This window comes from Streptomyces sp. NPDC030799 (genome assembly GCF_055572255.1).
In genome coordinates this window covers 487,885-501,131 of sequence record NZ_JBVIDS010000001.1, presented here as the reverse complement: position 1 = coordinate 501,131, position 13,247 = coordinate 487,885, and the positions used below count along the sequence as shown (strand labels likewise).

Here is a 13,247-nt window from a genome sequence, read left to right as displayed (position 1 = left end):
CGTGCAGGCCCACGATCATGCGCCCATGGGCCTGCACGCCGTAATGTCAGATCCGGTCGGCCGCGATGAGGAGGTAGTGGAAGCTGCCCTCCTTGTAGGCCGTCAGGAACGAGTCCTCGATGCCCGTGGCCACGGAGGACTTGGCGCGCAGTTCCCAGTAGGGGATGGTGTCCGGGGTCAGGTCGACCACCTGGATCGGCACCAGGTTGTTCGCCGCGAGTGCCCTGAAGTACTCGCTGCGCGGGTGGATGTTGCAGGTGTAGTGCTCGTCGATCCTGCTGACGGCCTTGGAGCGCATGCCGGTGACGTCGTTGGAGCAGCCGGTGATGCAGACGTAGCGTCCGCCGTACTCCAGCAGGCGCGAGAACTCGGCGAAGAGTTCGAACAGGTCGACGTACATGGTCGTCTCGTTGGTCCAGATGGCCCGGCGGGATTCGGTCTCCAGACGGGTGTCGAGCATGTTGCGGAAGTGGAAGCGGACCTTGTCGGCCACGCCCCGCTGCCGCGCCTGCTCGTTCGCGAAGCCGACCTGCTGTTCGGAGATGCTGACGCCGTCCACGTGGCAGCCGAAGCGCGCGTTGGCCATGAAGCTGGTGCCGCCGCGGCCGGAACCGGCGTCCAGCAGACGGTCGTCCGGGGTGATGTCGCCGAGGTGGTCGAGGAGCACCTCGGCCTGTGCGGTCTCCAGGCGGTGCAGTTCCTCGATGATGCGCTGGTCGCGGCTCTCGGGCGGGCCGGCGAGGACCGAGGGGTCCCATTCGCCGAGGCCGTAGTGGTGGTGGTAGAGGCCGTCGACCTCGCCGAGCTTGATGTTGACGGGGTCTTTCTCCTTGTTCCAGTACTCCGCGACCGACTTCTGGTAGTCGGTGCGCAGCACATCGCCCATGGCGATGCTTTCCATCTGGGTGGAGATCTTGGACATGGGGGTTCCTTACGGGGGACTCGGGTGGTGATGCGCGAGAGACGCACGGAGGGAGGGAGAGGGGCGGGGGCTCGGGTCAGGCGGCCTGGGCGGTGCCGTGGTAGCGGCCGCTGCTGGCGTGCCACTCCCGGCTGCCGCCGACCCAGGCCCAGGTGCCGGCCAGGAACCGGCGCAGTTCCGGGGAGCCGGTGTGGGCGAGCGCCGCCGCCTCGGCCTCGAAGGTGAGCATCAGCTCGTTGTGGATGTCGACGGTGCGGTCGACGGCCTCCTCCAGCGAGCAGCCGTCCTCTGCGGCGATCAGCCGGGGCAGGCTGAAATCCGTCGGGCCCTTCTCCTTGGCCATGGAGTAGAGGTCGTTGACGATCACGGTGGCGGTGCCCGCGAGCGTGAACGCGCGCCGTACCCGGGGGTCGGCGAACTCGCCGTACGGGATCTCGTACCCGGCGATCGCGTCGACGAGCACCATGCACGGGATGAAGCTGTTCTCGTGCCGGTGCATCAGGTACTCCCACACCGGCGGGGTGTGCCCGGCGGACTGCCAGTAGCCTTCCTGGCCGTAGGCGACGAACATGATGCCCAGCTCGTGGCGGAGCCGGCGCACCTGTGAGGTCGTCGCGTACCCGTGGAGGTTGCGCAGGCTGTCGCGCAGGGCCCGCATGACCGGGTCCGCCGTGACGACCTCCTCCAACTGGGGGGCGTAGGCGAGCGGGAGGTTCGCCTGGTCGATCACCGAGTGGGCGATGGCGAGCCGTTGGCCGAGCTGCTCCGGGCGGGCCTCCTCCACCTCGCCGTCGACGTAGTGGTCGTCCACGGCCCACTCCGCCAGTGCGCACTTGGCCGCCGCGAGCAGTCGGTCGGGGTCGTCGGTCTCGGGGTGGGCCAGCATCATCAGCCGGCCGAAGTCGGCCGTGCGGATCTTGTCCAGCTGGCCCGGGTAGATCCCGATCTCCTCGGCCCACTCGACCAGGCGCTCGGTGACGGTCTCGCCCAGGGCGGGGTCGTCGCGCACGGCCGGCGGACAGTGCAGCCGCCGTCCGAGATCGGAGCCGTGCGCCGACGCCTCCCGGCGGGGCTCGGGGGCGGGGGCACGGCAGTCTGCCACCGGCGAGCCGGAACCGCTACGAGCAGGCCCTGCCACCGAACCACCGAGTCCGACCCGACCAAGCCCTGCCGCCGAAGTGCCGAGCCCGGTGGGACCAAGCCCTGCCGCCGAAGTGCCGAGCCCGGTGGGACCGAGGCTCGCCGTGCCCACGCCGAGCGCGACGGGCCTGGGGGCCGCCGCGTCCTCGCCGAGCCCAACCGGCCTGGGGGCCGCCGCGTCCTCGCCGAGCCCAACCGGCCTGAGGGCGGCCGTATCCGTGCCCAGCCGGACCCGGCCGAGGGCCGCAGCCGAGGCGCCCAGTGCGGTGGGCCCGGTGGGCAGCCCGGCCGGAGACGGCACGGCCGGGGACGGCACGGCGCCTGCCACCGGCTGCCCGGCATCCGGGGCATGCACCCCCGCCGGCTCCCCGGCCCGCCGCTGATGCGCCTCCACCGGCTGCCGGGCCGTCAGGTGTTGCGCTTCCGCCGGCGGCCGGGCCGTCGGGTGATGTGCTTCCGCCGGGCTCCCGGCCGTCGGGTGATGCGCTTCCGCCGGGCTCCCGGCCGTCGGCGGTTGACCACCCGCCGCATTTCCGTCCGCCCCCGGACCAGCCGCCGGAAGCGAGGACACCGCCCCCGGACGAGCCACCGCAGCCGAAGACACCGGCCCTGGCCGCGCCGCCGCAGCCGAAGACACCGCGCCGGAACACGCCGCCGCAGACGAAGACACCGTCCGAGCCGCCCCGAGCGAAGGCACCGCACCCGGACGAGCCGCCGCAGCCGAAGACACCGGCCCTGGCCGCGCCGCCGCAGCCGAAGGCACCGCGCCCGAACACGCCGCCGCAGACGAAGACACCGTCCGAGCCGCCCCGAGCGAAGGCACCGCTGCGGGACCGGCCGCCGCAGGCGAAAACCCCGTCCGAGCCGCCCCAAGCGAAGACACCGCCCCCGAACCAGCCGCCGCAGGCAACCGCACCGCCCCCATCAAAGCCGCCGCAGGCAACCGCACCCCCGCCAACTGCACAGCCCCCGGCGCATACAGCCCCGCCGGTCGGTCCGGCGCGGGAGACGGTAGTGGCAGCGGCAGCGTGCCCGTGTGGGTTGTTCCTCGGACCGTGGGTGTGCGGGGCGGGGTGGTGGCCGTGCCGGTCAGGGCGCGTGCCGCCGATGTGCCCAGGCCTGTGGGGCGCGGCGGGAGGGCCGGCTCGGGCGGCGCGGCGGGCCCGGCGGACGGCGGGCGCGTCGGTGCCGGTGCCGGCGGTGGCGGCCCCGCCGACAGCAGGGCCCGTACCAGACCCGCCATGTCGTGGGCCGCGGCGGGCGCCGTGACCCGGGAGATCAACGACACCGTCGTCAGCTCCCGTTCGTCCGGGCGATCTCGACGTTCTCCAGGATGCCGAGGGCGTCGGGCACCAGGACGGCCGCCGAGTAGTAGGTGCTGACCAGGTAGGAGATGATCGCCTTCTCGTCGATGCCCATGAAGCGGACGTTGAGGCCGGGCTCGACCTCGTCCGGGATGCCGGTCTGGTAGAGGCCGATGACGCCCTGGTCGTCCTCGCCGGTGCGCATGGCGATGATCGACGTCGTGCCCTGTTCGGTGATCGGGATCTTGCTGCACGGCAGCAGCGGCACTCCGCGCCAGGCGGGCAGGTGGTTGCCGTTCAGTTCGACGCTGCCGAAGTAGATGCCCCGCTTGTTGCACTGGCGGCCGAACGCGGCGATGGCCTTCGGGTGGGCGAGGAAGCAGCGGGTCTTGCGCCGCATGCTGAGCAGCTCGTCCATGTCGTCCGGGGCCGGCGGGCCCGAGTACGTGGAGATCCGCTGGTCGAACTCGGCGTTGTTGAGCAGGCCGAACTCCTCGTTGTTGATCAGCTCGTGCTCCTGCCGCTCGCGCAGCGCCTCGATGGTCAGCCGCAGCTGCTGCTGGGTCTGGTTCATCGGCTCGTTGTAGAGGTCGGCGACCCGGCTGTGCACCCGCAGTACCGTCTGGGCGACGCTCAACTCGTACTCGCGCGGCGTGAGTTCGTAGTCGGCGAAGGTCTGGGTCAGCGTCTGCTCGCCCACGTGCCCCGAGCTGAGCTCGATCTCCGCCTCACCCGAGCGGTTCAGCTTGCGCTGCCCGTTGGAGCTGATGTGCTGCACGTGCCGGCGCAGCGCCTCGTGGCGGTCGGCGACCGCCTTGTACGCCGTCATCGGCAGCGCGAGCACCGTGGTGGCGGTCAGGGCACGGGCCGTGAACTCCCACTTCTTGGCCTGCCCGGCGAGCACCTGGCCGCCGAAGGAGTCCCCGTCGGCCATCAGTGCGAGCACGGACTCGTCGCCGTACGGGCCCTCGCCGATCTTCTCGACCTTGCCGTGCGCGATCAGGTACACCTGGTCGGCCTTGCGGCCCTCCTGGACGATGACCTGGCCGGGGGCGAACTCCTTCTGCACGAACTTGTCGGCCAGCGCACCGAGCGCGCCGGCGTCCGAGAAACCGCGCAGCAGCGGCAGTTCGCCGAGTTCCTCGGGTACCACCTGGACCTTGGAGCCGGTCTTCACAAAGCTCACCCGGCCGTCGCCGACGGTGAAGGAGAGACGGCGGTTGACCCGGTAGGTCGCGCCGGGCACGTTCACCCAGGGCAGGATGCGGCTCGCCCAGCGGGAGCTGATGCCCTGCATCTGGGGTTCGGACTTGGTGGTGGTGGCGAGATTGCGCGCCGCCGCGGTGCTGAGGCTCTGCTGCTCGCGCTGCTGCTCCGACTCCGGGGCCGCCGCCGCTGCGGTCACTGTGTCGAGGGGCATGGCTCTACCTCGTCTTCCATGGCACGGGGAGACGCGACGACCTGCTGTCGTCACGCTGCGTACACAGAAGTAGCAGAGCTCGCTTACGTTCAGTAATCGAATCAAACGGCGCGCGAGGCACTGCGCATGCTGGACATGCGCCCCTCGCGCGCCCCCTGACACACAAAGCTCCAGGTCGAACGATTCCGCAGGTCAACCGCTGGATGACCGCTCCCCGACGAGAGCCGCCCGGAGTCGGCGCACACTCAGAGTGACCGGCGTGGCGAACGCCTGCCTAGCCGTTCGGGCACTGCTTCCACGCCAGGTGGTACACCGTGCTGATGTCCCCGTCCGTCGAGTCCATGGTCATGAAGCTGACCTTGCCGGGGGACGAGGTGCCGGCGTTGACCCTCAGCTCGGTGTTGATGTTGAAGTTGCGCAGGACTCCGCAGGGCGCCCAGACCAGCTGGGCCCAGTCCGTGCTGTCCGTGGCCTGCCAGTCGTCGTTGTACGCGCCGCTGAAGGGGTGGGTCCTGGGCACGGTCTGCGAGGAGCCCTGGAAGTAGTACGAGGCCTTCTGGGTGGCGCTCGCGCCGGGCTGGAGCGAGAGGAAGCCGCGGTAGTCGGCGCTGGCCACGGCGTAGGTGAAGCCCTGGGGGACGTGGACCACCAGGTTGAGCTGGCAGTTCTTGCGGAACGCAGTGGGGTCGGAGTTGCCGCCGACCTGGGCCAGGTAGTCGCTGTAGGTCACCGTGAAGGCGGTGTTGTCCGGCGAGACGGCGACCGCGGCCGTGCCCGCGGGACAGCCGGAGCCGTTCACCGTCGCCACATCGATGACGATCTTGTCCGGGGGCGGGTTGTCGAACACCCCGGAGGCGGGCGTGCGGGCGGGTAGTGCGGTGGTGAGCAGCGCCGCCACGGCGCCGCTCAGGAGGAGGCCACCAGCCATGGTTTCTCCCGTGTCGTGGAGTGGGGGGTCTGTGTGGAACCTGTGGAGAGTCCGAGCGCTCCGCATCGTAGGAAGCCCCGCTCACCCCCGGGAGGGCCGACTCCGGCCATTCACAACCGGCCGTTCACACCGGCCCGTTGCGCCGGACCGTTGCGCCCGACCGTCACGGGTTCTCCCACGCCCCCGGCTCCGCCGCCAGCGCCCGGACGGGCTCCGGCAGTGCGTCCGTCGCGAGATCGGCGATGGTGACGCCTTCGAGGATGCGGCGCACATTGGCGCGGAGGGCGATCCACAGGGGCAGGAGCGGCTGCGCCGTTCCCGTGTACGCCAGGTCCGTCGGCCGTTCTCCGCGTACCGACACGATCGGGCCGTCCACCGCGCGGATGACGTCCGCCACAGTGATCGCCGCCGCGTCCCGCGCCAGCCGGTAGCCGCCGCCCCCGCCACGCCGGCTGGCGACGATCCCGCCGCGCCTGAGGTCGCCCAGGATCCCTTCCAGGAACTTGTGCGGGATGCCCTGCGCGGCGGCGATTTCCTCCGCTTTCACCGGGCCGTTACCCTGCCGTACGGCCAGCTCCAGTACCGCCCGTACCGCGTAATCCGCCCGTGCCGAGATCCTCATGGATCCATTGTGGGGCGCCGCCGCATGGAGAATGGCCGCACCCGCGCCCCATAAGATCGCCCGGGAGGATCCACCTTGGCGCTCAGCAGACGTACTTTCAGTGCCCTGGCCGGCTCGGCCGCGCTCGGGCTCGCCCTGGGCGGCAGCGGCGGCCCCGGGGCGCCTTCGGCGTACGCGGCGCGCAGTGTGCCGACCGGCCCGGCGCCCGCCCCGCCGAGCGCCGACGGGCAACGGCACACCATCGGCTACGACCGGTACTCCCTGCTCGTGGACGGCAGACGGCTGGTCGTGTGGTCCGGTGAGATGCACCCCTTCCGGCTGCCCAGCCCGTCCCTGTGGCGGGACGTGCTGCAGAAGATGCGGGCCCACGGGTACAACGCCGTGAGCATCTACGTGGCCTGGAACTACCACTCCCCCGCCCCGGGGACGTACGACTTCACCGGCGTACGGGACCTGGACCTGTTCCTGCGCATGGCCGCCGAGACGGGTCTGTACGTCATCCTGCGGCCCGGCCCGTACATCAACGCCGAGGTCGACGGCGGCGGCTTCCCCGGCTGGCTGACGGCGACGAAGGGCAGAGCACGGACCGACGACCCGACGTATCTCGGGCACGTGGACGAGTGGCTGACCCGGGTGAACCGGATCGTCCGCAGGCATCTGTTCACCCAGGGCACCGGCACGGTCCTGCTCTACCAGATCGAGAACGAGTACGACGCCCATGTCGACGCCACCGGCCGGGCGTACATGTCCCACCTGTACAAGAAGGTGCGGGCGGACGGCATCGACGTGCCGCTGTTCCACAACGACAAGGGGAGCAACGGCTACTGGGTGCCCGGGTCGTTCGACACCGGCGGCGAGAAGGGCGGCTGGCTGTACGGCTTCGACGGGTATCCGTCGCCGTCGACGACCCCGCCGGACTGGGGGACGTTCGGGCCCGGAGGTCCGAAGGGCGGGGCCAGCGCCTCACCCTCCACGCCCGGGTTCGTGCCCGAGTTCGGCGGCGGCTGGTTCGACCCGTGGGGCGGCGCCTGGTTCGACGGCAAGGGGTACGCCGAGTCGCGGCGCACCCGGGACGCGGCCTACGAGCGGCGCTTCTACCTGACCAACCTCGCCAACGGGCTCACCCTGCACAACGTGTACATGACCTTCGGTGGGACCTCCTGGGGCTGGCTGCCCGCGCCGGTCGTCTACACGTCGTACGACTACGGCGCCGCCATCGACGAGGGCCGAGGCGTCACGGACAAGATCGCGCCGATGCACCAGCTCGGACATCTGCTCCAGCGCGTGCCCGACTTCGCCAAGCTGGACCGGGCGGCGGACGTGCACGCCGCGGGCCTGAAGGTCTACCACCTGACCAACCCGGACACCGGCGCCCATGTCTACGTCGCCCGCAACGACGGCGCCGACGCGGTCACCAGCGATCTGCCGACCGACGCCGGGCGGCTGCGGATCACCGTGCCCGGCAAGGACGCCCGGCTGTTCACGACCGGGCTGAAGCTGGGCGAGCGGACGCTGAAGTACGCGACCGCCCAGCCCGTCATGTGTGTGACGGCGGGGCGGCAGGACATCGCCGTGTTCTCGGGGCGGCACGACGACATGGCGGAACTGGTGCTGAAGTGCCCGGTCGAGCCGAGCGTCATGCGGCTGGACCCGGAGGCCGCCTGGGTCTTCGCCGGGGACGAGCTGCGTGTGAACGTCCCGCTCGGCGAGGGGGGCCTGACCCGTGTGCTGGTGCAGAAGGGCGAGACCGAGACACCGCTGCTGCTGCTCTTCACCGACGACGCCACCGCCGCGCGCCTCTTCCCGTACGACACCCCGTCCGGAACCCTGCTGGTGTACGGCCCGGCGATGCTGCGGCACGCGGAGCTGCGCGGCTCCGAGGTGCACTTGACGGGTGACGTCACCGAGACGACGAGCGTGGAGGTGTGGGGACCGCGGGGCATCCGCACCGTGGTGTGGAACGGCCGCACCCTGCCCACCCGGGTCACCCTGGCGGGCAGCCTGCTGACCACCGGCCTGCTGCCCGCCGCCCCCGAGGTGAAGCTGCCCGCGCTGAGCGGCTGGCGGATGCGCAGGGAGAACCCGGAGGCCGACCCCGCCTTCGACGACTCCGGCTGGAAGGCCGCCGACAAGAAGACGTCGTTCAGCACGACACCGGTCCCCGACGGTCAGCCGGTCCTCTTCGCCGACGACTACGGCTTCCACTACGGCGACGTCTGGTACCGCGGCTCCTTCACCGACTCCACCGGCCTGGAGGAGATCGCGCTCGCCTACAGCACCGGCACCCAGGGCCTGTTGATGGCCTGGCTGGACGGCGAGCCGCTGGGCACCCACCGGATGCCGGTGCCGGACAAGGACACGACCGTACGGAAGGGCAGCTGGGCGGCGACGGCCGCTCTCCCGGTACGGGAGGCGCTGCGCTCCCCCGGCCGGCATGTGCTGTCCGTGCTGGTGCGGCGCATGCAGCACGACCAGGACGGCAAGGGGCTCGACACGCACAAGGTGGCGCGCGGCCTGACGGCGGTCTCCTTCAAGGGCGCCGCACCGAGGGTGCGGTGGCGGATCCAGGGCGAGAAGGCCCCCGACCCCGTCCGCGGCCCGATGAACAACGGCGGCCTGTACGGCGAGCGGGAGGGCTGGCACCTGCCCGGCTTCCGGGACCACGACTGGGAGGAGGTGACCTTCCCGCGCACCGCCCGGTACCAGGGCGTCACCTGGTACCGGACCACCTTCCGGCTGTCGGTGCCGGCCGACGTCGACGCCTCGATCGGGCTGACCCTGGACGACGACCCGTACCGGGCCTACCGGGCGCAGATCTTCCTCAACGGCTGGAACATGGGCCAGTACATCAACAACGTCGGCCCGCAGCACACCTTCGTCCTGCCGAACGGCGTCCTGCGCACCCGGGGCACCAACACCCTCGCGCTGGCGGTCCTGTCGGAGTTCACCACGCTGTCGGGACCGGGGAAGGTGAGCCTGACGCTGCTCGGCAGGGCGAGCGGCGGACTACCGGTCACGCCCGTCTGATCACGTTCCAGGACAGCGGTGCCAGTACGGCGGTGAGGGTGCCGTCCCTCAGGGCGGTGCCCTCGACCGGGTGCGGGGTGACCCGTTCGGGGTCGCCGGCCGTGTTGCGGGCGTCGGGGTCGACGGGGCGAAGACCGTGACCGTGCCGTCGGCCGCGTTGCCCGATCACATGACGCGGACACGCCCTTCCGCGTAGGCTCGGGCGGGCTGCCGATCGTCGGCGAGAAGGGGGCGCGATGGGCATCGCGGGCGCGCGGAGAAGTGCGGCCCGGTTTGCCGGGAGGCTGCGACGGCGCTCGCCGGCCGGCTTGACGATGCGCCGGCTGACGGCTCGCTTCGCCGCCGCGGTCCGGGACCGTCCCAGACCCCCCGCCGATGCGCGTGAGCTGTGCCGAGAGCTGTGCGCGACGATGAGCACCCTCCGTGGCGGGCGGCCCGTCCAGCTGCGCTTCGAGCGATTCCCCGACGAGCTCGCGGTCACGGGCCTGTGGGTGGAGTTCCACGACTTCGACCTGGTCATCGTCGAGGAACGGGCCGAAGGAGTGCAGCAACTGGTCATACTCGGCCATGAGCTGTGGCACATGCACGCCGGTCACCGCCACCACCCCGGCGCCGGCGCGGCCGCGTCCCGCCTGCTGGCCGAGGAGCCCGACCTGCGTGCGGCCGCGCTCGCCGTCGCCGCCCGTGACGGCTCCCGGGAGCGGGACGAGGCCGATGCCGACGCGTTCGGGCACCTGCTCGCCACCGCCTTCCGGCCCCGGCTGTCCCGGGGCACGGACCGGCCGCTCGACCCCGTCCAACGGTCCCTCGGCCACCGGGGGCGCCCGGGGGGCCCACGGTGACGTGCGCCTGCCCGGCCTCCGCGCTGGCCGGCCGGCTGGGCTCGACAGGGATGCTCGGCGAGTCCTCCGTCGCGTTCTGGGTCGCCACCGCGGTGCTGGCCACCGCACTGGCGATCAAACTTCCCACGATCATCCGGCTGTGGAAGGACCCGCTGCTGCGCGCGGTGGGCGGTCTGCTGCTGCTCGCCTGCGCGGTGTTCGTGTTCGTGACGCCGTCCACGATCGCCTGGACCAACCGGGTCACCGGCGTTCCCAACATCGCCGCCCCGCTGGTCTATTCACTGCTCACCGCGTTCTGCGCGTCGTGTCTGCTGCTGATCACCGCCTGGCGCCACGGACTGTCCGACCGCTCGGCCGTCACCCGCCGCGCGCAGCGCCGGGTGATCGCCGCGTACTCCGGGGTGATCATCGCGCTGTGGGTGCTGTTCGCGCTCGCGGACGTGCCCGTCGAACGGCGCACCGACCTGGACACGTACTACGCCAACACCCCGTACATGCGCGAGGAGATCCTGCTCTACCTGCTCGCACACTGCACCACGGCCCTCATCACATCCCGGCTCATCTGGAACTGGGTGAGCACCGACGGGCTGCTCGACTCCTGGCTGCGCTGGGGGCTGGTGTCGCTGGGTGCGGGCTACGGCACGAACCTGGTGTTCGACGCCGTCAAGCTCACCGCGGTGACGGCCCGCTGGACCGGATACGACCTGGACTGGCTGAGCACCGACGTCGCGCCGCCGGTCGCCTGCCTGTCGGCCATCCTCATCGCGGTCGGCTTCATCCTGCCGCACGTCGGCCAGTATCTGCACGACCGCTGGCGGGTCCGGCTCGCCCACAACCAACTGCGCCCGCTGTACCTGCTGATGCGCAGCGTCAAGGGGGAGGGGGTGCCCCTGCTGCTGCGGGCCCGCCCGGAGTTGCGGCTGACGCGCCGTGAGACGTTCATCCGGGACATGCTGCTGCCTCTGGGCCGCCGCATCGACGAGGACCTGCGCCGCCGGTCGTACGACGCCGCGCTCGCCCTCGGTCATCCGCCGGACAAGGCCAAGGCGCTGGCGGCGGCGGTGACGATCCTGGACGCCGTGGAGAAGCGCGCACTCCCGCGGCCCGACGAGGGCATGGCGGACACCGACGCGACGGAACTGCTCCGGGAGATCGGCCCGGTCTCCTGCGCACTGCGCCACCAGGACGCCGTCGCGGCCGTGCGCGCCCGCGCGGACGCCACGACGGCCGGCACACCGGCCCCGGGGTGAAGGGCGGCCGGGCTCAGGCACAGACGTACGGGCGGATTTCCGACGCGGAGTGGCCGAGACGAGCCGAGTCTTGGCATATTGCACGGGTGACAGCGGCGAGATGACGGAGAGCAGGGTGCGTACGACCAGGGAGATGCGTCGGCTCGCCGACACCCTCATCGGTCCCATGCGGGTCCCGGTCCCGGCGGACCCGGAGGCTCTCTTCGACGCCCTGGTCGCCTCCGTCAGTGCGTGGCGCGGCCGTGAGGTCGTCGTCCACAAGGAGGTCTTTCCCCCGCACACCGCCAGCGGACTGTGGCTGGAGCGGGAGACGCACGACCACGTGGTCGTCGACCGGCGGGCGGCCGTGTGGCACCAGATCGTCATCTTCTGTCACGAGGTGTGGCACATGAACCAGGGTGACGCGGGCGCGGCGCGCACCGACTTCAGCCTGGTCGAGGAGCAGGCGGCCGACCAGTTCGGCATGCTGATGGGCCGTCGGCTGCGCCCGTTGCTGGAGGCCTCCGCGGATTCGGTGTTCGCCGACCCCGGCGACGGCGCCCAGGGCCTGGCCGGCCGGATCGCCGCCGCTCTCAACTACCGCGGGACCGAGCGGTGAGCGGCCTGATCAACTACGTCAGCTGCGCGGCGCTGTGGCTCGGACTCGCGGTCAAGTCGCCCGATCTGGCCCGCCATTGGCGGGATCCGTACCTGCGGGCGATCTGCGCGGTGCTGGCCCTGGCCGGGCTGTGCTTCCTCCTCGGGGCCCCGCCGACGGTGGGCGCCGTCAACCGGCTCAGCGGCATCCCCAACCTGGCCGCCCCGCTGACCTATGCCGCGATCACGGCGTACAGCGCCGCCTCCCAACTCCTCGTCGTCCACTGGCGGGGCGGGCCGCGGGTGCAGCGGACCGCCCGCCGGTGGGTCGTCACCTACGCGCTGGTCCTGCTCGGCATCGCGGTCATGTTCGCGCTGGGCGACGCGCCGGTGGAACGCCGTACCGATCTGGACACCTACTACGCGACGACGCCGTTCCTCGCCGAGATGATCGTGCTGTACCTCGCCGGGCACCTCGCCGCCGCCGGTGTCACCGCGGTGTCGTCCCTGCGCTGGGCGCGCCGGGTCGACGGCCGACTGCGGGTGGGCCTGATCATGCTGGGCACGGGGGCGCTGTGCAGCGCCGGGTACAGCATCACCAAGTTCACCGCCGTGGTCGCCCGCTGGTGCGGGGCCGACTGGTCGCGGCTGGGTACGACGGCCTCCCCGGTGGCCGCCGGGCTCGGCGCGCTCCTCACCGTCACGGGCATCCTGATCCCCCTGGGCTGGCCTCTGGTGACGGAGTGGCAGCGGTCCCGACGGGCGTACGCGCGCCTGAAGCCGCTGGAGCGCGAGCTGGACGAGCTGCTCACCCGCCGCTCGCTCCGGCTGCCGCGGCCCCGCTGGGTCACGCCGGCCACCCGGCTGGTGTGGCTGCAGACCAGCATTCACAACGCGCTCGGCCATCTGGACGCCTACTTCGACCGTGACCTGTACGAGCAGGTCCGCGCGAGCGCCCTGCGGGAGACGGGCGACGCGGGACGCGCCGAGTCGGTGGCGTGGGCGGCGGTGGTCGCGGCGGCGGTCGAGGCGGAACGGCACCGGGAGCGGCCCCTGGGACCGTGCGACGAGATCGACCTGCTGTCGGTCCACGCCCCCGGTCCCGCGGCGCTCGTCGACATCGCCGACGCCCTGGCCACCTCGACGCTGGTCGCGTCCGCCCGCGTCCACGACACGACCACGCCGACGGGCACCGCATGAGGCGGGCCCGGGCGAC

General features: G+C 71.8%; 11 protein-coding genes. 5 read left to right on the top strand and 6 right to left on the bottom strand.

What is annotated here, in order from left to right; all coding sequences use genetic code 11:
• Nucleotides 1-46: 46 nt before the first annotated feature.
• The 5 genes from ACZ41I_RS02150 to ACZ41I_RS02130 all read right to left on the bottom strand — a co-directional run bounded on the left by ACZ41I_RS02150 (nt 47) and on the right by ACZ41I_RS02130 (nt 6,336).
• Nucleotides 47-922 (bottom strand): geranyl diphosphate 2-C-methyltransferase, encoded by an 876-nt coding sequence (locus ACZ41I_RS02150; RefSeq protein WP_468512958.1) that lies wholly within the window; start codon nt 920-922, stop codon nt 47-49.
• Nucleotides 923-998: 76 nt separating this feature from the next.
• Nucleotides 999-2,174 (bottom strand): family 2 encapsulin nanocompartment cargo protein terpene cyclase, encoded by a 1,176-nt coding sequence (locus tag ACZ41I_RS02145; protein WP_468513077.1) that lies wholly within the window; start codon nt 2,172-2,174, stop codon nt 999-1,001.
• Between the two features lie 1,181 nt (nt 2,175-3,355).
• Nucleotides 3,356-4,786, bottom strand: coding sequence for a family 2B encapsulin nanocompartment shell protein (locus tag ACZ41I_RS02140; protein WP_363215727.1), 1,431 nt, complete (start codon nt 4,784-4,786; stop codon nt 3,356-3,358).
• A 274-nt stretch (nt 4,787-5,060) separates the two neighbouring features.
• Entirely contained in the window at nt 5,061-5,714 is a 654-nt protein-coding gene (locus ACZ41I_RS02135) for a DUF4360 domain-containing protein (protein WP_363215726.1), read from the bottom strand.
• A 163-nt stretch (nt 5,715-5,877) separates the two neighbouring features.
• Nucleotides 5,878-6,336: an RrF2 family transcriptional regulator gene (locus tag ACZ41I_RS02130; RefSeq protein WP_468512957.1), complete on the bottom strand. Its 459-nt coding sequence runs from the start codon at nt 6,334-6,336 to the stop codon at nt 5,878-5,880.
• 75 nt (nt 6,337-6,411) lie between these two features.
• Between ACZ41I_RS02130 and ACZ41I_RS02125 the strand changes: the two genes are divergently transcribed.
• Nucleotides 6,412-9,363, top strand: a complete 2,952-nt coding sequence (locus ACZ41I_RS02125; protein WP_468512956.1) for a glycoside hydrolase family 35 protein — start codon at nt 6,412-6,414, stop codon at nt 9,361-9,363.
• On the opposite strand, the gene ACZ41I_RS02120 is transcribed toward ACZ41I_RS02125, so the two are convergent.
• Complete coding sequence (locus ACZ41I_RS02120) at nt 9,350-9,532, bottom strand: hypothetical protein (RefSeq protein WP_468513085.1); 183 nt, start codon at nt 9,530-9,532, stop codon at nt 9,350-9,352. The two genes, ACZ41I_RS02125 and ACZ41I_RS02120, sit on opposite strands and share 14 nt — an antisense overlap.
• Nucleotides 9,533-9,599: 67 nt before the next feature.
• Between ACZ41I_RS02120 and ACZ41I_RS02115 the strand changes: the two genes are divergently transcribed.
• The 4 genes from ACZ41I_RS02115 to ACZ41I_RS02100 all read left to right on the top strand — a co-directional run bounded on the left by ACZ41I_RS02115 (nt 9,600) and on the right by ACZ41I_RS02100 (nt 13,231).
• Nucleotides 9,600-10,205, top strand: coding sequence for a toxin-antitoxin system, toxin component family protein (locus ACZ41I_RS02115; protein ID WP_468512955.1), 606 nt, complete (start codon nt 9,600-9,602; stop codon nt 10,203-10,205).
• A 50-nt stretch (nt 10,206-10,255) separates the two neighbouring features.
• The gene (locus tag ACZ41I_RS02110; RefSeq protein WP_363215733.1) at nt 10,256-11,455 is read left to right on the top strand and encodes an MAB_1171c family putative transporter; all 1,200 of its coding nucleotides are present in this window, start codon (nt 10,256-10,258) and stop codon (nt 11,453-11,455) included.
• A gap of 115 nt (nt 11,456-11,570) precedes the next feature.
• Nucleotides 11,571-12,053, top strand: a complete 483-nt coding sequence (locus ACZ41I_RS02105) for a toxin (RefSeq protein ID WP_399771785.1) — start codon at nt 11,571-11,573, stop codon at nt 12,051-12,053.
• A complete protein-coding gene (locus ACZ41I_RS02100; RefSeq protein ID WP_399771789.1) occupies nt 12,050-13,231 on the top strand; it encodes an MAB_1171c family putative transporter in 1,182 nt (393 codons plus the stop codon). The genes ACZ41I_RS02105 and ACZ41I_RS02100 overlap by 4 nt, the downstream gene beginning before the upstream one ends.
• Nucleotides 13,232-13,247 lie beyond the last annotated feature (16 nt).

Coding starts and splice junctions, on each gene's coding strand:
- ACZ41I_RS02150 (WP_468512958.1), bottom strand. CDS start 922: ATGTCCAAGATCTCCACCCAGATGGAAAGCATCGCCATGGGCGATGTG.
- ACZ41I_RS02140 (WP_363215727.1), bottom strand. CDS start 4,786: ATGCCCCTCGACACAGTGACCGCAGCGGCGGCGGCCCCGGAGTCGGAG.
- ACZ41I_RS02135 (WP_363215726.1), bottom strand. CDS start 5,714: ATGGCTGGTGGCCTCCTCCTGAGCGGCGCCGTGGCGGCGCTGCTCACC.
- ACZ41I_RS02130 (WP_468512957.1), bottom strand. CDS start 6,336: ATGAGGATCTCGGCACGGGCGGATTACGCGGTACGGGCGGTACTGGAG.
- ACZ41I_RS02115 (WP_468512955.1), top strand. CDS start 9,600: ATGGGCATCGCGGGCGCGCGGAGAAGTGCGGCCCGGTTTGCCGGGAGG.
- ACZ41I_RS02110 (WP_363215733.1), top strand. CDS start 10,256: ATGCTCGGCGAGTCCTCCGTCGCGTTCTGGGTCGCCACCGCGGTGCTG.